We start from the raw sequence: 18,271 nt of genomic DNA, 5'->3' as shown, positions 1-18,271 counted from the left end.
AGGGAAACGCTCATGGTCCTTGGTCGCATGCTGAAGGGCCGCGCCCCGCAGACGGTGACTCATGAAGCCACGACGGCGCCGGCCGGTGAGGACGCGGCGGCCGAGGTCGTGCGCCTGAAGGCCGAGATCGCCCAGATCCGCGACACGATCGGGCTAGTCGAATCCGATCTGATGAAGGTCATCGCCGACGTGTCCTCGGCGACCGACCACGTCCATGACGGCACCGCGGCGGCCAGCCGCGCGCTGGCGGCCATCCGCGAGCGCTCGCGCGCGCTCGACCGCCTCGCCGCCGGAGCCTCGGAGAATTCGCGCCAGCTTGCGGCCGCAACGGAGGAGTTCGGCCAGAGCAGCCACGAGATCGGCGACCGCGTCCGCCAGGCGACCCGCTTCACCGACGAGGCCGTCGAGGCGGTCGGCAATGCCTCGATGAGCATCGACGGACTGCGCGCCTCCTCGGCCGAGATCGACCAGGTGGTGGCCCTGATCGCCAAGATCGCCCGCCAGACCAATCTCCTCGCACTCAACGCCACCATCGAGGCGGCGCGCGCCGGCGAGGCCGGTCGCGGCTTCGCCGTGGTCGCCAGCGAGGTGAAGAACCTCAGCATGGAGACCCAGCGCGCCACCGACGAGATCGCCCGCCGCATCGCCCATCTTCAATCGGATGCCCAGGCCTCCATTGCGGCGGTCCAGCAGATCGCCGGCGCGGTCGAGGCGATACGGCCGGTCTTCGCGACCGTGGCCGATGCGGTCGAGCAGCAGGTCGAGACCATTCAGGACCTGTCGCGCTCGGCCGCCGACACCGCCTCCTTCATCGTCAACGTCGCGGCGGGAGCCAGCGACATCGACGCCGCCGCGCAGGATGCGGAGGCGACCTCCGGCGCCGCCGACGCCGCCGGCCGCGACGCGCGCCTGCTGACCGAGAAGCTGAGATCGCGCTTCACCATCTTCCTGCGCCAGTCGGAGATCGGCGACCGCCGTCGGCATGATCGGCTTCCCGTCGAGATCGCGGTGACGATCGCGGGCCCGAAGGGGCAGGCCCAGTGCCGGACCATCGACCTGTCCGAAGGTGGCATGCTGCTGTCACCGGCCGGAGCCGAGGCCCTTGCGGCCGGCGACACGGTGAAGGCCTCGCTGACCGGCATGGGCGCGTTCAATGCGAAGATCGTCGGGCGCTCGTCGCTCGGCCTGCACTGCCAATTCGTCGACTTGACCGATGAGGCCCACGCCGCCGTCGCGGCGCGGCTCGTCGCCCTGAGGGAGGCCGATGCGGAGCGCATAGCCCACGCGGTGGCCGCGGCGGAGGAGATCAGCAAGGCCTTCGAGGCTGCCGCCGAGGCGGGGCGGCTGTCCCGGCAGGACTTCTTCGACAACGACTATATCCGCATTCCCGGCACCGATCCCGTGCAGTTCTCAACCCGCTACCTGCCGCTGCTCGAACAACTCCTGCCGCCGATCCAGGAGAAATGGGTCAAGGTCGACCCGCAGATGGCCTTCTGCGCCGCGGTCGACCGCAACGCCTACCTGCCGGTCCACAACCGCATCTATTCCCATCCGCAGAAGCCCGGCGATCCCGTCTGGAACGCCGCCAACTGCCGCAACAAACGCATCTTCGACGATCGCGCCGGCCTGTCCGCGGCGCGTAGCGCGCGGCCTTACCTCATCCAGTCCTATGCCCGCGACATGGGCAACGGCGTGACCGTCCACATGAAGGAGATCGACGCGCCGATCCGCATCTTCGGGCGCCACTGGGGCGGCGTCAGGATGGCCTACCGGCTATGAGCGGGCCCGGCCCCTCCGAACCGGTCGCAGGCATGCGCGGAGCGGTGGCGAGGGAACCGGCGACCGCCTGTTCGGTTGAAGGACTAGCGGTGGAGGAAAACATGGCGAACGAGACCCCTTGGGCCCGGTTCTATCGGCAGCAGGCGGGGGAAGCCTTTTCCTCGACGGTCGGCCGGCTCCTCGACAGCTGGAAGACCCGCAGGACCCTCGGCGACCGCGACGTCTCCGACGGCGACGCACGTTCGCTCCGTCGCTGAATCCCCGTCAGTATCTCCCAACCAACTCGCCTGCCAGCGCTTCAGCGAGAAGGCTGTCGAGGGGAATGGCGTTTGTCGGGTGCGGAACGCTGCTGGTCGAGCGCACGGACCCGATGCCTGCCTCTGTGAAATCGTCCAGCAGTGCCGGCGGGAAGAGGGCATGGGTGACGACGACGTCCACTCTCGCGGCCCCGGCCGCCAGAAGCATCCTCGCGCAGGCGATGATCGTACCTCCCGAGGACACGATGTCGTCGAACAGGACCGCCGGTCGCCCGGCGAGGATCGCGGGATCGGACAAGGTGATGTCGACGGAGCGATCTCCGTGGCGCGTCTTGCGCGCGACGGTATGGTCGACGCGAAGCCTTGCGCCGAGGTCCCGCGCCCACGGCTCCGATTCCTCATCCGGACCGACCACGACGGTGCGCGCGTCGTAGCCGGCAGCGGAAACGCCTTCCGCAATGGCCGGAATGGCCGAGAGGTTCAGGGTCTCGATGCCGGGGAAGACAGCCTCCAGGGATGACGTGCGGTGCAGGTGCGCATCGACCGTGACGACGCGGTCGAAGGCTCCTGCGAGCAGGCGGCCGACCACCGCCTGGCTGATCGCCTCGCCCGGTGCGAAGGCGGCGTCCTGCCGCATGTAGCAGAGATAGGGCGCGACCAGCACAAGCCGCCGCGCCCCGCCGCGTCTGAGCGCTTCGGTGGCGAAGAGTAGCGAAATGAGCTTGTCGTTCGGCTGGTCGAGCGAGGCATAGAGGATGGTCGTCGGCGCGGCGGGCCCGACCGTGACGCGGAGTTCCGTATCGGGAAACCGGTGCATGGCGATCGTGTGCGCGGGGATGCCGAGCTTGAGCGCGAGCCTTGTGGCATCCGCAGCCCCGCCCTTCAGGCTCTGGATGGCGATGCCCCTCATCGCGCGGTCTCCGCCGTCGCATCGTCGTGGCCGTCGATGAGGTAGCCGGGATCGGCATCGGCCGCTGCCGCCGCCAGATCGAATTCGGCCTGGTCGAAGGCATGGATCCGGTAGAGCGGCTCGCCCATCTCGACCCGATCTCCGATCTTTTTGAAGATGCGGATGCCGGCGCCCTTGTCGAGCGGCGCGCCGGCCGTGCGCGCGAGGCGGTTCAGCCGCAGGCAGTCGATGGAGTTCACCACGCCGTCCGCCGGCGCGAGGATGTCGGTGGTCATCGTGCCGAGATCGGTGCGGCAGGAGGAGGGGCCCTGCGCGTCGATGATCTTCTCCATCTGACGGAGCGCTGCGCCGCTTTCGAGCAGTTCGCGCGCGCGGGCATAGCCCGTGCCGCCGCGCAGTCCGGGATCGAAGTCGAGCACGTGGGCTGCGAGCCTGAGCGACTTCTCGCGCAGGTCGGCCGGTGCCGACGGATCGTTGGACAGCACCGCCATGACGTCGGCCGCCTCGAGTACGGGGCCGATGCCGTTGCCGATCGGCTGCCGTCCGTCGGTGGTGACGACCTCGACCGCAATGCCGAGATGCCCGCCGACGAACTCGAAGAGCTTCCTCAGGCGCATCGCCTCGGTGGCGTTCCTCAACTTGGCCGCCGGCCCGACCGGCAGATCGACCAGAAGATGCGTCGAACCCGCGGCGAATTTCTTCGACATGATCGAGGCGACCATCTGTTCGCGCGTGTCGATGCCGAGCGGCCTTTCGACCGAGATGAGAATGTCGTCGGCTGGCGACAGGTTCACGTGGCCGCCCCAGACGAGGCAGCCATGGCAGGCGTTCACGACCTCGCGCATCTCGTCCATGCCGAGGTCGACGCGGGCGAGCACCTCCATCGTGTCGGCCGTTCCCGCCGGCGAGGTCATCGCGCGTGAGGATGTCTTCGGCATGGTGAGGCCGTGGGCCGCGACGATCGGCACCATCACCATCGAGGTGCGGTTGCCGGGAATGCCGCCGATGCAGTGCTTGTCGACGACGATGGGGCGGCCCCAGTTGAGCTGGGTTCCGGCGCTGGCCATGGCCCGCGTCAGGGCGAGCAGTTCCTCGCCGGTGATGAAACTCGCCGAGCCCACGAGGAAGGCGGCGATCTCCATGTCCGAATAGCGATAGTGGGCGATGTCGTCGATGATCGCGTCGATGGCGGCGGTGCTGAGCGTGTGCCCCATGATCTTCTCGCGGACGGCATCGAGGCTCGCCGGTGGCGTCGCCGGGGTGACGGAAACCCAATCACCGGCTGGCCGGCCGAACCGGCGGAAGGCCGGTTCCGCCAGCCCGATCTCGTCGGGGCCGACCAGTGCGTCGTCGTCGGTGATGAGCAGCGTCATCGGCATGGTCTTCGTCGCATGCCGGAGCTCGACACGGCTGAAGCCGCGGAACACCTCGGGTCGCAGCGCCTTGGACCGGCGCGAGATGACGGCGACGTTCTCCCGGCCGGTGTCGAGCGCAATGCGGCGGATCCTGAGTTGGGGTCGGAGCATGCGTATCGGGACCTCGGCGTGCGGACTTTGATGGGACGCCAGCGCAGCATAGGAGGTCGCCGCCCTGGAAGACATGTGCCCCCGGGTCGGCTGCAACCCGACTTGAACCATAGCAACGCCGGGCAGGGGGCAGGGGATCAGACTATACACATTCGAATTCTTGAAAGAGGGAGAAGTCCCATGCGCAGGCTCATTCTGACGGCCGTCGTTTCGACGTGCCTTGCGACTACAGCCATGGCCCAGCCGGCCGCCCAGAACTGGGGGCCGGGCTACGGAGGGGGGCGATGGACCCGCATGGATCCCGAGCAGCGATCGGCCCGCATGGATGCGCGCCTCGCCGCCATGAAGGCCTCGCTCCGCCTCACTGCCGATCAGGAGCAGCTGTGGGCGCCGGTCGAGGCGGCGATGCGCGAGGCGATGAGCCAGCGCTATGCCCGCATGGAGGCCATGCGCGGGCAGCGCCAGAGCGCCACCCCGCCCAACCCGGTGCAGGGCCTGCGCACAGCCTCCGACATGATGGCGGAGAATGCCGCATCCCTGAAGAAGATCGCCGAGGCCGCCGAGCCGCTCTATGCGGCCCTGGACGATGCGCAGAAGCGCCGGGCCGACGGGCTGTTTGCCCGGGGCGGTCGCGGCATGATGCGCGGGCAGGGCTGGCACGGCGAAGGTGGGGGCTGGAGCTGGGGTTCCGGCGGCTGGGGCTGGGGGCGTCCGGCCCGTTGATCCGGACTTTGCCGGGTCTCGTCCGGTCTGCTCTGGCCGGGTGACCGTGGAAACGGTTCCAGGAAGCGGCGGCTGCCTATACCGGGCCGGCCGCCGCGTTCGATTCAGGCTTCCGTTGGCTTCAGCCGGGCGGCAGGCGATGGCCGGGCGTCCAGGGCCCTCGGCCGCGCCCACGGTTCCGCCTTGAACAGCCGCGCCACCCAGGCCGCCGCGACGATGCCGGCAAGCCCGGCGATGTTGATCACCGTCACCGGTCCGGGTGTGTCGCCCAGGATGTCGAGCGCGATGCCGCCGATCCACGCGAGGACCGTGCAGGCGAGGAAGGCCGGCAGCGATTGCGTGCCGACGAGGGTCAGCACCCGGGCCGCCCAGGTGTCGAGCAGCCATCGGGCGCGTTCCAGCAGCGACAGGACGAGATAGGCCAGTGCCAGAAAGTGGATGATCCGGACCGGGTGGAGGTTGGTCCAGGTGTTGAGGGGCAACACCGCCGCCTGGATGTCGATCAGCGCCGGATAGGCGTCGGTGAAGCCCCAGAAGTTGAAGGGCACCGAGACCGCGACGATCGCGGCGGCGATGGCAACGAGGCCGCGGCGGTCGAGGGCCGGCGGAGTCCACCAGCCGAGCCCGATGGCGAATCCTGCGAAGAACAACACCTGCCACGCGAAGGGGTTGAAGAACCAGTGTCCGGCATCGCTCGACCGCCCCGGCATCTCGAGCCCGAGCAGAAAGGTCGCCGCATAGAGGGCCGCGGACAGCGCGAAAGGCGCGACGGGATGCAGCCGGCGCGCCGCCATCATCACCGGGACGAGGGCCAGCACGACGATGTAGAGCGGCAGGATGTCGAGCAGCATCGGCACGTAGGTGAGCGTCACGAGACCGGCGAGCGCCTGCGCCGGCGCGGAGAAGACATGGGACAGTGCCCGAGCGGCATGGCTGCCTTCCGGCGCCAGCAGCACGGTGAGGCCGGCCAGAGCGGCGAAGAGGGCGAGGTGCGTCCAGTAGAGCTGCCAGATGCGGTTGGTGATCTTCAGCGTGCCGTTCAGGAAGCCGGCCGTGGAGAAGGTGCGCCCGAAGGCGATGGCGCTGGCGAACCCCGATCCGAAGACGAAGAGTTCGGTGGCCGAGGAGAAGCCGAAGCGGGCCGGAATCCAGGCGAGCCAGGGATTTTGCGGCATGTGGGCGATGAAGATGATCAGCATGCACAGGCCGCGGAACACGTCGAGCCGGAGGTCGCGGGGGCGCTTGGGCGTGGCGGTCATGGATCGGGCTCGTCTGTCGCGGTGAACAGGCTACGCATGGGCCGGCCCGTTCGTTACGCACGCCCCGCCCGGGCGATCCGCTGCGGGCCCTCACGACTTGGTGAAGTCGTCGCCGGTAACGCCGCCGCCGCCGGAGCGAATGGTCATGCAACGGGGCGGGCGTCGCCCCGAAAACCCCGGAGGGACCGCCATGATCGCCGATGCCGCACCAACAACCCTGCCCGCTGAGACCCGCATCGCCGGCATCGCCGTGCCCGGCCTGCGCGAGATGGTCGCGCTCATGGTCGGCGGCTTCGCCGGTCTCGGCCTCTGGGAGATCTGGGCCAATGTGCCGACCGCCATCGTCGCCGGCGGGCCGCTGGAGCCGCCGTCGCTGATCAAGGCGCTGTTCGCGGCCCGCCTCGGCTTCGAGCCCTCCGACGTCGTGGCGAAGGCGCTGCACTATTTTACCGGCGTCATCGGCTATCCGCTCGGCTACTTCCTGCTGACGCGCAACGGCGTCTCGCTCGGCCGGCGCTGGAACGGCTGGATCTGGGGCGCCTTCACCACCTTCATCGCGCTGGGCATCTTCGCCCCGCTCGCCGGCCTGCCCTTCATGCTCCTCGCCTGGGGCGGCCAGCTCACCGTGATGAGCACGATCGGCCACGCGCTCTACGGCGCCATGGCGGCCTGGGTGACGGAAATGATGCTCGACCGCGACCGCATGTGACGCGATCGCGACAATGCGAAGGAATGGCGTGAGGAGCGGTCAACCACGATCACAGGGGGACTTGCTCCTTAACCATTCCTGCACGAGAACATCCTCATCATCGTGCCGCATAAGAGCACGTGCGAGGACGCCCGCATGACCACGATCAAGCTGCAGCTTCCCCCCGATCTTCTTGCCGCGGTGGACCGCTTCATCGAGGAGGAAGTGCCCGATGTCAGCCGCCCCGATGCGCTCCTCGCCGCCTTGCGCGCCTGGGCCGTCGGCAATGGACTGATGCTCTCCTGGCGCGGCCCGCAGGACCCGCCCGCGACTTGGCCGCAGGCGGCGAACGACGGGTGAGGGATGGAGGCTCAGCGGGCGCTGGGCAGGGTAAGCTGATTCAGCAGGAGCTGATTCAAGATTTCCCGGGCGCGAGCGCTGGGCGCGACCTCGGCTGAACGGACCCTTGGAGTCGTTGCGGCTTTGGCCGCGAATGCGAAGGTAACGCGGTTGGTATCAGTCCGCCCGAGGGTCCCCATGTTTCCCGGTCCGCGAAAATGGGTCAGCGTCCAGTTTGGCCCCACCGCATTGACGTTCCGGACGAGGACGAATGACGCATACCCACCGAACTCACCGGAAATTCCGGAGATCAACGGAGCGGTGTAGCCACCGGGCGCCTGCAGGGCCATCATCGCAGTCTGGCGTATGCCCAGATCGCCGCTGAGATTGCCGTTGTCGCCGGGGCAACGAACGGCGTCAGGGGCCGTATTGACGAGATTCTCGATGTCAACCATCGAAAAATAGAGGTTTTGCAGGTAGTTCTGGTCCCGTGTTCTGGCAAGGCGCGCTCCGACGTTGAACGAGAACTGGGGCGGAATAGGGAAATTGAAACTCGGCGCCAATTCTCCTGTTTCGGTGACAAGAAGGGATATTGCAACGGCCACTTGGTAGTTGCCGGCGATCAATCGCTTGCGATGATCGCCAAACCCCGAATCTGCCCTGACGAGGTCCGCGAGTTCGCATCGGATCCGCGCGACGATGTCGAGGACTGTCGGCGCGCCATGGCGCTCGCTTACCATAAACTGCGGTGTCGTGCAGCCGGCGAGACCGGTCAATGCGACCGCAGGCAGCCAGTGGCGGCCACGTCGCGCGTTAGAATGCGGCCTCCGAGAAGGCATGGCGATGGCGCTCATTTGGGGCAGGCCCTTCCAGGGAAGAAGTTGGTGAAGCCGGCATCGCGCGCCATCAATTCCCTGTTGATGAAATCACAGTCGCTCTGCGAAAGTTGCTCGCAGATTTCCTTGGTCCGCGGTGCGTGACGCGTGATAATACACGCGCCCATTGGGCGGGCCGCCGCCGCAAAGCTAGCCCGCTTGGAAGATTTCTTGACTAAGCTGCGCACCTGCCGCGCTGACATGCTCGCCATCGCCACCCCCTTAGCTGCAACAAGAAGAAGACTAGGGTGAACAACTCTTACGTGTAATCATCGGAAAACACACAACCGTAAGACCCCTGATGCTGCGGGGGGCAGAATTGGTGGGCGCCACAGGACTGAACCTGTAGCCCTTCACGTGTGATGGGAGCGCCTCCCGCCGAAATGCGCGGCCGCGCTACCTGGCGGGTCTCCCGCTCCGGCCGGCTCTTGTCAGGCCGTGACCCTCGGCCGTGATGTGTCGCGTGCAGCCGGCCTCATCCGGCGGAACCAGGCCATCAGCGGGCGCTCCAGCACGAGGTGAACGGCGACGCCGGCGAGGGTCACCATCACGCACACGGCAAGCGCGAGCAGGGGCTGGCTCAGAGGATCGGCGAGCGGCACCCCGGCGCGGCGTCCGACGAGCAGCAGCACGGACACGACGATGCCGTGGCTGAGATAGATGGCGTAGGACGCATCACCGAGAAGCTGTGGCAGCCACCAGTCGCCGATCCGGCCGCGATCCTCGAGCATCACGGCTCCGGTCACCAGGGCGGCGGCCGGCAGGCCCCAGAAGATGAGGCGGGGCCATCCCTCCGGCGATCCGGCCCAGAGGGCCGCGACGGCGAAGCCGGCCATGCCACCTGCGACCAGTAGCCCGCCGCCCGCCGCCGGCGGGCGCCAGCCTTCCGCACGCCTGACCGCGAACCAGTAGCCGATCAGGAACTCGATCAGCAGCGGATCGGTATAGACCGCGAGCACGTCCCCGCGGGGTTGCAGGACGAGTCCGGCCAGCACCAGCGCGGTGATCATCGCCGTCAGCGTGCAGGCGAGCCGGGCCGGCGCCAGGACGACGGCGGCGACGACGAGCGCGTAGAACAGTGCCTCGTACCAGAGCGTCCAGCCCTGGTAGAGGACGGGAAACGTGCCGGTCGTACCGGGACGGGTGACCGGAACCAGCAGCAGCGACTGGACGAACCAGCCGCCGTCGAGCGGGATGCGCGGGAGCAGGCCGGGTGCCACCAGCTTCACCGCGATGAGGAGAAGCGTGAAGATCCAGTAGAGCGGGACGATGCGGGTGACCCGGTCATAGGTGAAGACGAGGGGATGCACCGTGCGGCCGGTGGTGATGAGGCCGATGACGACGCCGCTGATGACGAAGAACACGTCGACGCCGGCGGCCCCGATCACCGCGGGCTCGCCCAGCACGTGATAGACGACGACCGCGAGCGCAGCCAAAGCGCGCAGATACTGGATGGAGACAACGCGGCCGGGGGCGGCGGACAGCGCCTCCCGCGGAGTGATCGAGCCGGTCGTCATTTGCACTGTGTTCAGCCCCCGGCCCTGCGCGCAAGTGTTGCAAAACGAAACAGATGTTCGCCGCAGGACGGTGGATAGCAATTCCGATACCCGGGGACTTGCCGAGGGAAAATGCCGCGGCGAAACCCAGGCGCGAGCTCGGACCAAACCTGGAACAGGTTCCCCCAGCTTTCCCCCGCTCTCCCGTGCGTGTTCGTGCTTGGCGCCGCCGCCTGATGCCGGAACAGCGCTTCAGGCCCGCATGGGGCCAGTGACAATAACAAATATATCAGAGAGGTAGATGGTGGGCGCGACAGGGATTGAACCTGTGACCCCTCCCGTGTGAAGGGAGTGCTCTCCCGCTGAGCTACGCGCCCGCGCCACCAAGTGGCGAAGAGCCGCGTTCCTAGCGGCTCCCCCCGACCGGTGTCAAGAATCCATCGCGGTCGACCGCAGGCCGCGATCCGACGCCGCCCGACTCCCCTTGCGCCGCCGATGCGATCGCCGCGTCCACCGCCTCGCCGAGCCGCTCGACGATGGTGTCGATGTCGCCGGCGCTGACGATGAAGGGCGGAGCCAGCAGCACATGGTCGCCGCGCGTGCCGTCCGCCGTGCCGCCGGAGGGATAAACCATCAGCCCGCGGGTCATGGCCTCGGCCTTGATGCGCGCGTGCAGTTTCAGGGCCGGATCGAAGGTTTCCTTCGTGCCGCGGTCGGCGACGAGTTCGATGGCCTGGAACAGGCCGCGGCCGCGGATGTCGCCGACATGGTGGTGGTTGCCGAAGCGCTCGGTGAGGCGGCGCGTCAGGTGCGCGCCCTGCGCCCTGACATTGGCGAGGAGATTGTCGCGCTTGATCACCTGCTGCACGGCGAGGCTCGCGGCGCAGGCCAGCGCATGGCCGAGATAGGTGTGGCCGTGCTGGAACATCTTCGAGCCGCGGTCGAAGGCCTGGAACACCCGGTCCTGCACCAGCACGGCGCCGATCGGGGCGAAGCCGCCGCCGAGCCCCTTGGCGATGGTCATCAGGTCGGGGGCGACGCCCTCCTGCTCGCAGGCGTGCAGCGTGCCGGTGCGGCCCATGCCGCACATGACCTCGTCGAGGATGAGCAGGATGCCGTGCCGGTCGCAGATCTCGCGCACCGCGCGGAAGTAGCCCGGAGGGGCGGTGATGGCGCCGCAGGTGGCGCCGCCGACCGTCTCGGCGACGAAGGCGATGACGCTGTCGGGGTCGAGGCGGTCGATCTCCGCCTCCAGCTCCGCCGCGAGCCGTTCGCCATAGGCCTCGGGCGTCTCGCCGGCCAGTCGCCCCCGATACTCGTAGGGCGGCGAGACGTGATGGGTCTCGATCAGCAGCGGTGCATATTGCACCCGCCGCGCGGCGTTGTGACCGATGGCAAGCGCTCCCAGCGTATTGCCGTGATAGCTCTGCCGGCGGCCGATGAAATGGCGGCGCTGCGGCTGGCCGATCTCGACGAAATACTGCCGCGCCATCTTCAATGCCGTCTCGATCGCCTCCGACCCGCCGGAGAGGAAATAGATGTGGCTCATGCCGGACGGCGCGTCCTCGACCAGCATCGCGGCAAGGTCCTCGGCCACCTGCGTGGTGAAGAAGCTCGTATGGGCATAGGCGAGGCTGTCGATCTGGGCGTGCATCGCCTTGAGCACGTCGGGATGGGAATGGCCGAGGCAGGAGACCGCGGCGCCTCCCGATGCGTCGATATAGTCGCGACCCCCGGAATCGCGGATGACGATGCCCTGGCCGGAGACCGCGGTCGGATAGTCGTGGGCGAGGCTGCGGTGGAAGATGTTCGTCATCGGCGCGATCGATCCCGTCATGGCGGTCAGCGGAGCCATTTGGGCGAATTCGGCGCGGTCCGACAATGGCTGCGACGGCGGAACTGGCCTGCGGGCCGCTCCGTTCTGGCGATGACCACGAATTTGCAATAGTTTTGTGGCTTCCATCGCAGCATTGCGAGGGCTCCGGCGCGACCGGACTGGCTGCCCGCCCGGGCTGTCCCGACGAGGAGAAGACGTGCGGCTTCCAGCGATATGGCGCGGATCGTCGGGCCTTGGGCTCGCAGCGGCACTGGTGGTCGCGCTCGCCGCCATGCCCGAATCGGCGCTGGCGCAGGCTTCGGCCGTCTGCACGCAGATCCGCGCCCGCATCGCGCAGCTCGACCGGGCTCCCGCCGGTGGCACGGTCAACCGGCGTTTCGCCGTCGCGGCCCAGCGCCAGCGCGGCGAGATTGCCAACGCCACCCGCGCCTACCAGGCGGCCGGCTGCGGCGGCTTCTTCCAGGGCGCCCAGTGCGCCGGGCTCGACGCCCGTCGCCGGCAGATGCAGGCGAACCTCGCCCAACTCGAGGCGCAGGCCGGCGGAGGCGGCGTCCAGTCGGCACAGCGCGCCCAGCAGCGCGCCCAGTTGATCGCCGCCTACGACGCCAATGGCTGCCGCGGCGGGGTCGTCACCCGCGAGGCGGCGGCGCCACGGCCGTCCTTCTTCGGCTTCGGCGGCGCGCCCGAGCGCGAAGTCTATCGCGAGTACCGCACGCCTGACGCGCGCCCCCAGGCCGCCTATCGGGAAGGCGCCGAGCCGCAGCGCCCCGGCTTCGGCAATTTCATCGAGCATCTCTTTGGCCGCAACGACCCGCGTCCCGTTCCGGGCGGCGACGTCGCGGCGGTGCCGGAAGAGCAACTGCGCCCGAGCGACGGCGACGAACGGCCGCGCAACGTCGGCCATCGCGCCGTCTGCGTCCGCCTGTGCGACGGGGCGTTCTTCCCCATGACCTCCTCGGCGCGGCCCGGCGCCAGCCTCGGGCAGGAGGAGATGTGCCAGATGCAGTGCCCCGGTGCCGAGGTGGCGCTCTACCGCATGCGGGACGACCAGATCGAGAATGCCGTCTCGGTCGATGGCAGTCCCTACACCGCGCTCCCCAATGCCCTCCGCTTCCGCCAGCGTTTTGATGCGGCCTGCACCTGCCGGCCGCGCGCCGGCTCCTGGGCGGAGGCCTTCTCGCAGCGCCAGGACCCGACGCTGCGCACCGGCGATCAGGTCATCTCCGCCGACCAGGCACGGCTGCTGTCCACCCCCGCCGACCAGCGCCAGGCCGTCCGCGAGGAAATGGCGGCCGAGCAGCGGGCGCGCCGGGAGGCCGAGCGCCAGGTGCGGATCGAGAGCTCGCGCGGGCGCGGTGGCACGCCGCGCGCCACCATCGGCCTTGACGGGTCCATCCGCCCGCCGGCGGACCCGGAACCGAGCGGCATTCGCGGTGCAGTCGCTGATCCCGTGCCGACCCGCGAGGAGACGCCCGTTCCCTCCGGCCCGGCCGACGGCGAACGGCGCAACATCCGGATCATCGGCCCGACGTTGGCCCCGAGGGCCGAGGCGCCGGCCACCCCCAACGGCGGCTGACGCGCCGCGCGCCAGCCATCAACGAAAGCGGATCATGGACAGTCTCCTTCACGCGCTGGTCTGGGCCGGCCTTCTCGCCGCCACGGCCTGGCTCGTCTCGTTCTGGCCGCGCTGGGTCGCCAACGACCTCGGTGTGCCGGAGCGCGCGTTCCTGGCGCGGCCCTGGATGCGCGGACTTGCGCCCTACAGCGAGCGGTGGCCGCTGATATCCTTCGCCTTCTACGCCCACCTCTGGCGCCGTGGCCGCATCCTCGAGTTCGTGCTCGCGGTCATCGCCGTCCTGTCGATCTTCCGGGCCGCCAGCGCCTTCTTCAAGACCGCCGCAGCCGTCGTGCGGACCAGTGCCTGACGGAGGAGTGGACTCACCGGCAGGCCTTCGTGCAGAAATCACGGAAACGGTTGCAGAAGAAACCATCGGGAGGTTGCGCATGGAGATCGCCGGTGCGGACGGTCCGACGCTCCGGTTCGCCTATCGCCGCAGCGCTGACCAGGACGCCGCCGCGGCGGTGCGGCATCCGGTGGTTATCGTCGGGGCTGGGCCGGTCGGCCTGTCGCTCGCCATCGACCTGGCCCAGCGCGGCGTCAGGGTCGTGCTGCTCGACGATGCCGAGCGCATCGGCGAGGGCAGCCGCGCCATCTGCTTCGCCAAGCGCACGCTGGAGATCTTCGACCGCCTCGGCGTCGGCGAGGGGCTCGTCGGGAAGGGCGTAACCTGGCAGCGCGGCCGCGTCTTCCACGGCGACCGCGAACTCTACGGCTTCGACCTCCTGCCCGAGACCGGCCACAGGATGCCGGCCTTCATCAACATCCAGCAGTACTATGTCGAGGCGGCGCTCGTGGCCCGGACCGGCGAGCTTGCCGACCTGATCGACCTGCGCTGGGCCAACCGTGTCACGGCGGTCGAGCAGGCCGTCGACGGTGCGACGTTGACCATCGAGACACCCGAGGGACCCTATCGCCTCGCCGCCGATTGGGTGGCAGCCTGCGACGGCTCGCGCTCGCCGATCCGCTGCATGATGGGGCTCGACTTTGCCGGTGAGGTCTTCGACGACCGCTTCCTCATCGCCGACGTCAAGATGACGGCGGACTTTCCGACCGAGCGCTGGTTTTGGTTCCAGCCGCCGTTCCATGCCGGCCAGTCGGCGCTGCTGCACAAGCAGCCGGACGACATCTGGCGCATCGACCTGCAGCTCGGCCGCGAGGCCGACGTCGAGACGGAGAAGCGGCCGGAGAACGTCGTCCCGCGCATCCGACGCATGCTCGGCCACGACGACTTCACGCTCGAATGGGCGTCGATCTACACGTTCCAGTGCCGGCGGCTCGCCCGCTTCATCCACGGGCGGGTGATCTTCGCCGGCGATTCCGCTCATCAGGTTTCGCCCTTCGGCGCACGCGGCGCCAATTCGGGCGTGCAGGATGCGGAGAACCTCGCCTGGAAGCTGGAACTCATTCTGGCCGGCGAGGCCGGGCCCGGTCTGCTCGTCACCTATGACAGCGAGCGTGGCGCGGCTGCGGACGAGAACATCCTCAACTCGACGCGCGCCACCGATTTCATCGCACCTGCTTCCCCGGGCGAGCGAAGGCTGCGCGACGCGGCTCTCGCGCTTGCCGCCGCGGCGCCCTTTGCCCGCCGCCTCGTCAATTCCGGGCGGCTGTCGGTGCCCTCCACCTACGACACCCCGCTATCGACCCCCGATGGGGAGGACTGGTCGGGGACGGCCCAGCTCGGCGCGCCCGTGCCCGACGTCCCGCTGGTCCGCCCCGACGGGACGCCGATCCACCTGACCGCGCTGGTGTCCGGCCGCTTCATGCTGCTCTGCATGGGAGAGGGGCCGGCCATCTTGCCGGGGGCGGACGTGCTGGTCATCGGCCGCGACGTGCTGGACGACGAAGGTCTCTTCGTCGAACGCTTCGACGCGACCCAGGGCGCCTGCTTCCTGCTGCGGCCCGACGGCCACCTGACGGCGCGTTGGCGCAAGTGCGATCCCGTGAAGGTCATGGATGCGATGCGACGGGCAAAAGGCTTCTGAAACAAGGACATGGTCGGCAGAGATGAATCGGAATCAGTCCCTGAAGACTCTGAATCTCAACGTGAGGACAGGCCCATGACCGCGCTTGTCACCGAGAACCGTCTCGCCGATCCAGATGCGGCCTTTCGCCTACTGGTGGAGGCCCACCGGCCGCTGTCGGAGGCCGAGAGCGCCGATCTCAACGCCCGGCTGGTGCTGATCCTTGCCAACCATATCGGCGATCAGGCCGTGCTGGCCGAAGCTCTGGCGCTTGCCGCGGCGACCCTCAGCCGATCGACGAGCGTCCCGACAGCCAGGGCGTGATCGCCATCCACGGGCGATCCACCTGCGCGCCGTGTCCGGGACGTTCCTCCCGCGGCAGTTTCAGCGGGTGGATGTCGAGAAGCGGCAGGCTCGGCCCGGAATAGTTCTCGCTGATAAGCACGCCGGAGCGCACGCCGCGCACCAGCACGGCATCGGAGGGGGCGGAGGAGAAGAAGGCCTCTCCCGGTGTCCGCTCGCGGCCGATCATCCGCGTCTCCTCGAAGGCGACCACCGCGCCGTTGTCGGCATGCAGCGCATAGAGCAGGGGCATTGTCTCGGCCTCCTGGAAGCCGATGGCCTCGACGAAGCGCCAGCTTTCCTCCTGCACATCCCCCTCGGCGATGTCGGCCGTCAGAGCCCGGCGAAGCGCGGAGGCGCGGGTGCGCCTGGCGATGACGCGCCAGGCGCTCATGCCGCCCCAGGCCACCAGCCAGAAGAGAGCCGCCATCAGCCAGGTCTGGTCCGTTCCGAAGGTCACGCCGGTGCCGAACTGAAGCAGCCAGGCGAGCAGCAGCGCCACTGGACCGATGAACATGAGGGAGATGAAGCCGAGCCCGAGCCCGGACCCGATCTCCGCAAGGTCCGCCTGGGGGTCGTGATGCAGGCCGTGCATCGTCTGCTCCAGCACGGCCCGTTCGGAACGGTCGGCAGGCCGGCGATAGGACAACGACAGGGGGCGCTCGCGCGTCTCGACCATGGGGTCGCTCACTCCGCCGCCTCCCGCGGCGGCTTCAGGATGATGGCAGCACGATCTTCGGGCGAAACCGCGGCAGACTCCTGCGATCGTGCGGGCGTTCCGCGATCGAGGCCCGCGATCTTTTCCTCGGCCTCGGCGGCCTCGCGCTGACGGTTCCACAATCCGGCATAGAGGCCGCCCTTGGCAAGCAATTCTCCATGCGTGCCGCGCTCGGCCACCCTGCCGTCCTCGAGAACGATGATCTCGTCGGCGTTGACGATGGTGGAGAGACGGTGCGCGATGACGATGGCGGTGCGCTCGCGGGCGATGCGGTCGAGCGCCTCCTGGATCTCCTGCTCGGTATGGCTGTCGAGCGCCGATGTCGCCTCGTCGAGCACCAGGATCGGTGGCGACTTGAGGATGGCGCGGGCGATGGCCACGCGCTGCTTCTCGCCGCCGGAGAGCTTGAGGCCGCGCTCGCCGACCTCGGTTGCATAGCCGTCCGGGCTGCGGGTGATGAAGTCGTGGATCTGGGCAAGACGTGCCGCCTCCTCGACCTCGGCGTCGCCCGCTTCCCAGCGGCCGTAGCGGATGTTGTAGCGGATCGTGTCGTTGAACAGCACGGTGTCCTGCGGAACCATGCCGATGGCCTGCCGGAGCGAGGCCTGCGTCACCTCGCGGATGTCCTGTCCGTCGATGGTGATGCGGCCGCCGCTGACGTCGTAGAAGCGGAACAGCAGGCGCGAGATGGTCGACTTTCCAGCGCCCGACGGGCCGACGATGGCGATGGTCTTGCCGGCCGGGACCTCGAAGGTCACGCCCTTGAGGATGGGGCGGGCGGGATCGTAGGCAAAGGTCACGTCCTCGAAGCGGATCGTCCCGCCGCCGACCGCGAGCGCCGGGGCGCCGGGGCTGTCGATGATCTCGGGACTGCGGCCGAGAATGGCGAACATCGCCTCGATGTCGGTCACCGCCTGCTTGATCTCGCGATAGACCATGCCCATGAAATTGAGCGGCTGGTAGAGCTGGATCATCATGGCGTTGATCATCACGAAGTCGCCGACAGTGTTGCGGCCGCGGGTGATGTCGATGGCGCAGAGAACCATGGCGACCGTCATGCCCGCCGTGAAGATCGCGGCCTGCCCGGCGTTGAGCACCGCCAGCGAGGTGAGCGCCTTGGTCGAGGCCGTCTCGTATTTCGCCATGGAGACGTCGTAGCGGGCCTTCTCGCGTGCCTCCGCCGAGAAGTACTTCACCGTCTCGAAATTCAGCAGCGAGTCGATCGCCTTGACGTTGGCGTTTGTGTCGCTCTCGTTCATGTCGCGGCGAATGGCGATGCGCCATTCGGTGGCAGAGTAGGTGAATCCGAGATAGGCCGCGACCGTCACCAGAATGACGACCACATAGCGCCAGTCGAACATCCACAACAGGATGCCGACGATCATCGCCAGTTCCAGGATGGTCGGCAGCAGTTGCAGGATGATCATCCTGACGATGGTCTCGATGGCGTTCCGCCCGCGCTCCAGCACGCGCGTCAGGCCGCCGGTCTTGCGTTCCAGATGGAAGCGCAGCGACAGCCTGTGCATGTGCTCGAAGGTGCGCAGCGCCAGGCGTCGGACCGCGTTCATCGAGACCTTGGCGAAGAGCCCGTCGCGCATCTGCGTGACAACCGCCATCAGGACGCGGGACAGACCGTAGGCGAGGGTCAGCGTCACCGGCGCGGCGAGGACGGCCAGCCACCAGCCGGACTGCGCAGCCTGAGGCGCTGCCAGCGCATCCGTCGCCCATTTGAAGGTGAAGGGCACCACCATGGTGACCACCTTGGCTATCACCAGCAGGACCATGGCCCAGGCGACCCGCCGCTGCAGGTCGGTGCGGTCGTGCGGCCAGATGAACGGCCACAGATGCACGATGGTCCGGGTCAGGGCGCCGCTCTCCGACGAGACGGTCTGGGGCGCGGCCGCCGGCGCGGGCGGCGCGTGGGAGGATGACACGAT

Annotated in this window: 18 protein-coding genes and 1 tRNA gene; 9 read left to right on the top strand and 10 right to left on the bottom strand. The window is 68.5% G+C overall.

Going from position 1 to position 18,271, the window contains the following annotated elements; translation table 11 throughout:
- Positions 1-12: 12 nt before the first annotated feature.
- Positions 13-1,779, top strand: a complete 1,767-nt coding sequence (locus ACJ4V0_RS03070; protein ID WP_448298085.1) for a methyl-accepting chemotaxis protein — start codon at positions 13-15, stop codon at positions 1,777-1,779.
- A gap of 101 nt (positions 1,780-1,880) precedes the next feature.
- A complete protein-coding gene (locus ACJ4V0_RS03065; protein WP_448298084.1) occupies positions 1,881-2,036 on the top strand; it encodes a hypothetical protein in 156 nt (51 codons plus the stop codon).
- 7 nt (positions 2,037-2,043) lie between these two features.
- Here the strand turns inward: ACJ4V0_RS03065 and ACJ4V0_RS03060 are convergent, their stop codons facing one another.
- Positions 2,044-2,946: a ribose-phosphate pyrophosphokinase gene (locus ACJ4V0_RS03060; RefSeq protein ID WP_448298083.1), complete on the bottom strand. Its 903-nt coding sequence runs from the start codon at positions 2,944-2,946 to the stop codon at positions 2,044-2,046.
- Positions 2,943-4,472 (bottom strand): thymidine phosphorylase family protein, encoded by a 1,530-nt coding sequence (locus tag ACJ4V0_RS03055; RefSeq protein WP_448298082.1) that lies wholly within the window; start codon positions 4,470-4,472, stop codon positions 2,943-2,945. Before ACJ4V0_RS03055 ends, ACJ4V0_RS03060 begins: the two co-directional genes overlap by 4 nt.
- A 180-nt stretch (positions 4,473-4,652) precedes the next feature.
- Here ACJ4V0_RS03055 and ACJ4V0_RS03050 point away from each other — a divergent pair, with 180 nt between their 5' ends.
- Entirely contained in the window at positions 4,653-5,195 is a 543-nt protein-coding gene (locus ACJ4V0_RS03050) for a Spy/CpxP family protein refolding chaperone (RefSeq protein ID WP_448298081.1), read from the top strand.
- A 104-nt stretch (positions 5,196-5,299) separates the two neighbouring features.
- Here ACJ4V0_RS03050 and ACJ4V0_RS03045 read toward each other — a convergent pair whose 3' ends face one another.
- On the bottom strand, positions 5,300-6,454 hold the full coding sequence (locus ACJ4V0_RS03045) for an OpgC family protein (RefSeq protein WP_448298080.1): 1,155 nt from the start codon (positions 6,452-6,454) through the stop codon (positions 5,300-5,302).
- Positions 6,455-6,644: 190 nt separating this feature from the next.
- Between ACJ4V0_RS03045 and ACJ4V0_RS03040 the strand changes: the two genes are divergently transcribed.
- Positions 6,645-7,163: a hypothetical protein gene (locus ACJ4V0_RS03040; RefSeq protein WP_448298079.1), complete on the top strand. Its 519-nt coding sequence runs from the start codon at positions 6,645-6,647 to the stop codon at positions 7,161-7,163.
- Positions 7,164-7,298: 135 nt separating this feature from the next.
- Entirely contained in the window at positions 7,299-7,502 is a 204-nt protein-coding gene (locus ACJ4V0_RS03035; protein ID WP_448298078.1) for a hypothetical protein, read from the top strand.
- Between the two features lie 11 nt (positions 7,503-7,513).
- Here ACJ4V0_RS03035 and ACJ4V0_RS03030 read toward each other — a convergent pair whose 3' ends face one another.
- The 5 genes from ACJ4V0_RS03030 to ACJ4V0_RS03010 all read right to left on the bottom strand — a co-directional run bounded on the left by ACJ4V0_RS03030 (position 7,514) and on the right by ACJ4V0_RS03010 (position 11,668).
- Positions 7,514-8,335 (bottom strand): hypothetical protein, encoded by an 822-nt coding sequence (locus ACJ4V0_RS03030; RefSeq protein ID WP_448298077.1) that lies wholly within the window; start codon positions 8,333-8,335, stop codon positions 7,514-7,516.
- On the bottom strand, positions 8,332-8,568 hold the full coding sequence (locus ACJ4V0_RS03025; RefSeq protein WP_448298076.1) for a hypothetical protein: 237 nt from the start codon (positions 8,566-8,568) through the stop codon (positions 8,332-8,334). The genes ACJ4V0_RS03030 and ACJ4V0_RS03025 overlap by 4 nt, the downstream gene beginning before the upstream one ends.
- A gap of 219 nt (positions 8,569-8,787) precedes the next feature.
- Complete coding sequence (locus ACJ4V0_RS03020) at positions 8,788-9,873, bottom strand: acyltransferase family protein (protein ID WP_448298075.1); 1,086 nt, start codon at positions 9,871-9,873, stop codon at positions 8,788-8,790.
- A 281-nt stretch (positions 9,874-10,154) separates the two neighbouring features.
- Positions 10,155-10,229, bottom strand: a tRNA-Val gene (locus tag ACJ4V0_RS03015).
- Between the two features lie 29 nt (positions 10,230-10,258).
- Complete coding sequence (locus ACJ4V0_RS03010; RefSeq protein WP_448298461.1) at positions 10,259-11,668, bottom strand: aspartate aminotransferase family protein; 1,410 nt, start codon at positions 11,666-11,668, stop codon at positions 10,259-10,261.
- Positions 11,669-11,885: 217 nt separating this feature from the next.
- Here ACJ4V0_RS03010 and ACJ4V0_RS03005 point away from each other — a divergent pair, with 217 nt between their 5' ends.
- The 4 genes from ACJ4V0_RS03005 (at position 11,886) to ACJ4V0_RS02990 (ending at position 15,598) form a co-directional block, all read left to right on the top strand.
- On the top strand, positions 11,886-13,265 hold the full coding sequence (locus tag ACJ4V0_RS03005) for a DUF2865 domain-containing protein (RefSeq protein WP_448298074.1): 1,380 nt from the start codon (positions 11,886-11,888) through the stop codon (positions 13,263-13,265).
- Positions 13,266-13,299: 34 nt separating this feature from the next.
- Positions 13,300-13,614 carry a hypothetical protein gene (locus tag ACJ4V0_RS03000; protein ID WP_448298073.1) on the top strand — a complete coding sequence of 105 codons (315 nt, stop codon included), beginning with the start codon at positions 13,300-13,302 and terminating at the stop codon, positions 13,612-13,614.
- Positions 13,615-13,693: 79 nt separating this feature from the next.
- Positions 13,694-15,295, top strand: a complete 1,602-nt coding sequence (locus ACJ4V0_RS02995; protein ID WP_448298072.1) for an FAD-dependent oxidoreductase — start codon at positions 13,694-13,696, stop codon at positions 15,293-15,295.
- 75 nt (positions 15,296-15,370) lie between these two features.
- The gene (locus tag ACJ4V0_RS02990; protein WP_448298071.1) at positions 15,371-15,598 is read left to right on the top strand and encodes a DUF2783 domain-containing protein; all 228 of its coding nucleotides are present in this window, start codon (positions 15,371-15,373) and stop codon (positions 15,596-15,598) included.
- Here ACJ4V0_RS02990 and ACJ4V0_RS02985 read toward each other — a convergent pair.
- Positions 15,561-16,307: a hypothetical protein gene (locus tag ACJ4V0_RS02985; RefSeq protein ID WP_448298070.1), complete on the bottom strand. Its 747-nt coding sequence runs from the start codon at positions 16,305-16,307 to the stop codon at positions 15,561-15,563. The genes ACJ4V0_RS02990 and ACJ4V0_RS02985 overlap by 38 nt on opposite strands.
- Complete coding sequence (locus ACJ4V0_RS02980; RefSeq protein WP_448298069.1) at positions 16,304-18,268, bottom strand: ABCB family ABC transporter ATP-binding protein/permease; 1,965 nt, start codon at positions 18,266-18,268, stop codon at positions 16,304-16,306. The genes ACJ4V0_RS02985 and ACJ4V0_RS02980 overlap by 4 nt, the downstream gene beginning before the upstream one ends.
- Positions 18,269-18,271 lie beyond the last annotated feature (3 nt).

Source organism: Phreatobacter aquiterrae (assembly GCF_053471285.1).
This window is presented reverse-complemented; position numbering and strand designations above follow the sequence as displayed.

Excerpts from the sequence above, each read along its gene's own strand:
- ACJ4V0_RS03025 (WP_448298076.1), bottom strand. The coding sequence starts at position 8,568 with ATGGCGAGCATGTCAGCGCGGCAGGTGCGCAGCTTAGTCAAGAAATCT.
- ACJ4V0_RS03070 (WP_448298085.1), top strand. The coding sequence starts at position 13 with ATGGTCCTTGGTCGCATGCTGAAGGGCCGCGCCCCGCAGACGGTGACT.
- ACJ4V0_RS03050 (WP_448298081.1), top strand. The coding sequence starts at position 4,653 with ATGCGCAGGCTCATTCTGACGGCCGTCGTTTCGACGTGCCTTGCGACT.
- ACJ4V0_RS03060 (WP_448298083.1), bottom strand. The coding sequence starts at position 2,946 with ATGAGGGGCATCGCCATCCAGAGCCTGAAGGGCGGGGCTGCGGATGCC.
- ACJ4V0_RS02990 (WP_448298071.1), top strand. The coding sequence starts at position 15,371 with ATGACCGCGCTTGTCACCGAGAACCGTCTCGCCGATCCAGATGCGGCC.
- ACJ4V0_RS03030 (WP_448298077.1), bottom strand. The coding sequence starts at position 8,335 with ATGAGCGCCATCGCCATGCCTTCTCGGAGGCCGCATTCTAACGCGCGA.
- ACJ4V0_RS03045 (WP_448298080.1), bottom strand. The coding sequence starts at position 6,454 with ATGACCGCCACGCCCAAGCGCCCCCGCGACCTCCGGCTCGACGTGTTC.
- ACJ4V0_RS03035 (WP_448298078.1), top strand. The coding sequence starts at position 7,299 with ATGACCACGATCAAGCTGCAGCTTCCCCCCGATCTTCTTGCCGCGGTG.
- ACJ4V0_RS03020 (WP_448298075.1), bottom strand. The coding sequence starts at position 9,873 with ATGACGACCGGCTCGATCACTCCGCGGGAGGCGCTGTCCGCCGCCCCC.
- ACJ4V0_RS03000 (WP_448298073.1), top strand. The coding sequence starts at position 13,300 with ATGGACAGTCTCCTTCACGCGCTGGTCTGGGCCGGCCTTCTCGCCGCC.
- ACJ4V0_RS02995 (WP_448298072.1), top strand. The coding sequence starts at position 13,694 with ATGGAGATCGCCGGTGCGGACGGTCCGACGCTCCGGTTCGCCTATCGC.
- ACJ4V0_RS03040 (WP_448298079.1), top strand. The coding sequence starts at position 6,645 with ATGATCGCCGATGCCGCACCAACAACCCTGCCCGCTGAGACCCGCATC.
- ACJ4V0_RS03065 (WP_448298084.1), top strand. The coding sequence starts at position 1,881 with ATGGCGAACGAGACCCCTTGGGCCCGGTTCTATCGGCAGCAGGCGGGG.
- ACJ4V0_RS03055 (WP_448298082.1), bottom strand. The coding sequence starts at position 4,472 with ATGCTCCGACCCCAACTCAGGATCCGCCGCATTGCGCTCGACACCGGC.
- ACJ4V0_RS03010 (WP_448298461.1), bottom strand. The coding sequence starts at position 11,668 with ATGACGAACATCTTCCACCGCAGCCTCGCCCACGACTATCCGACCGCG.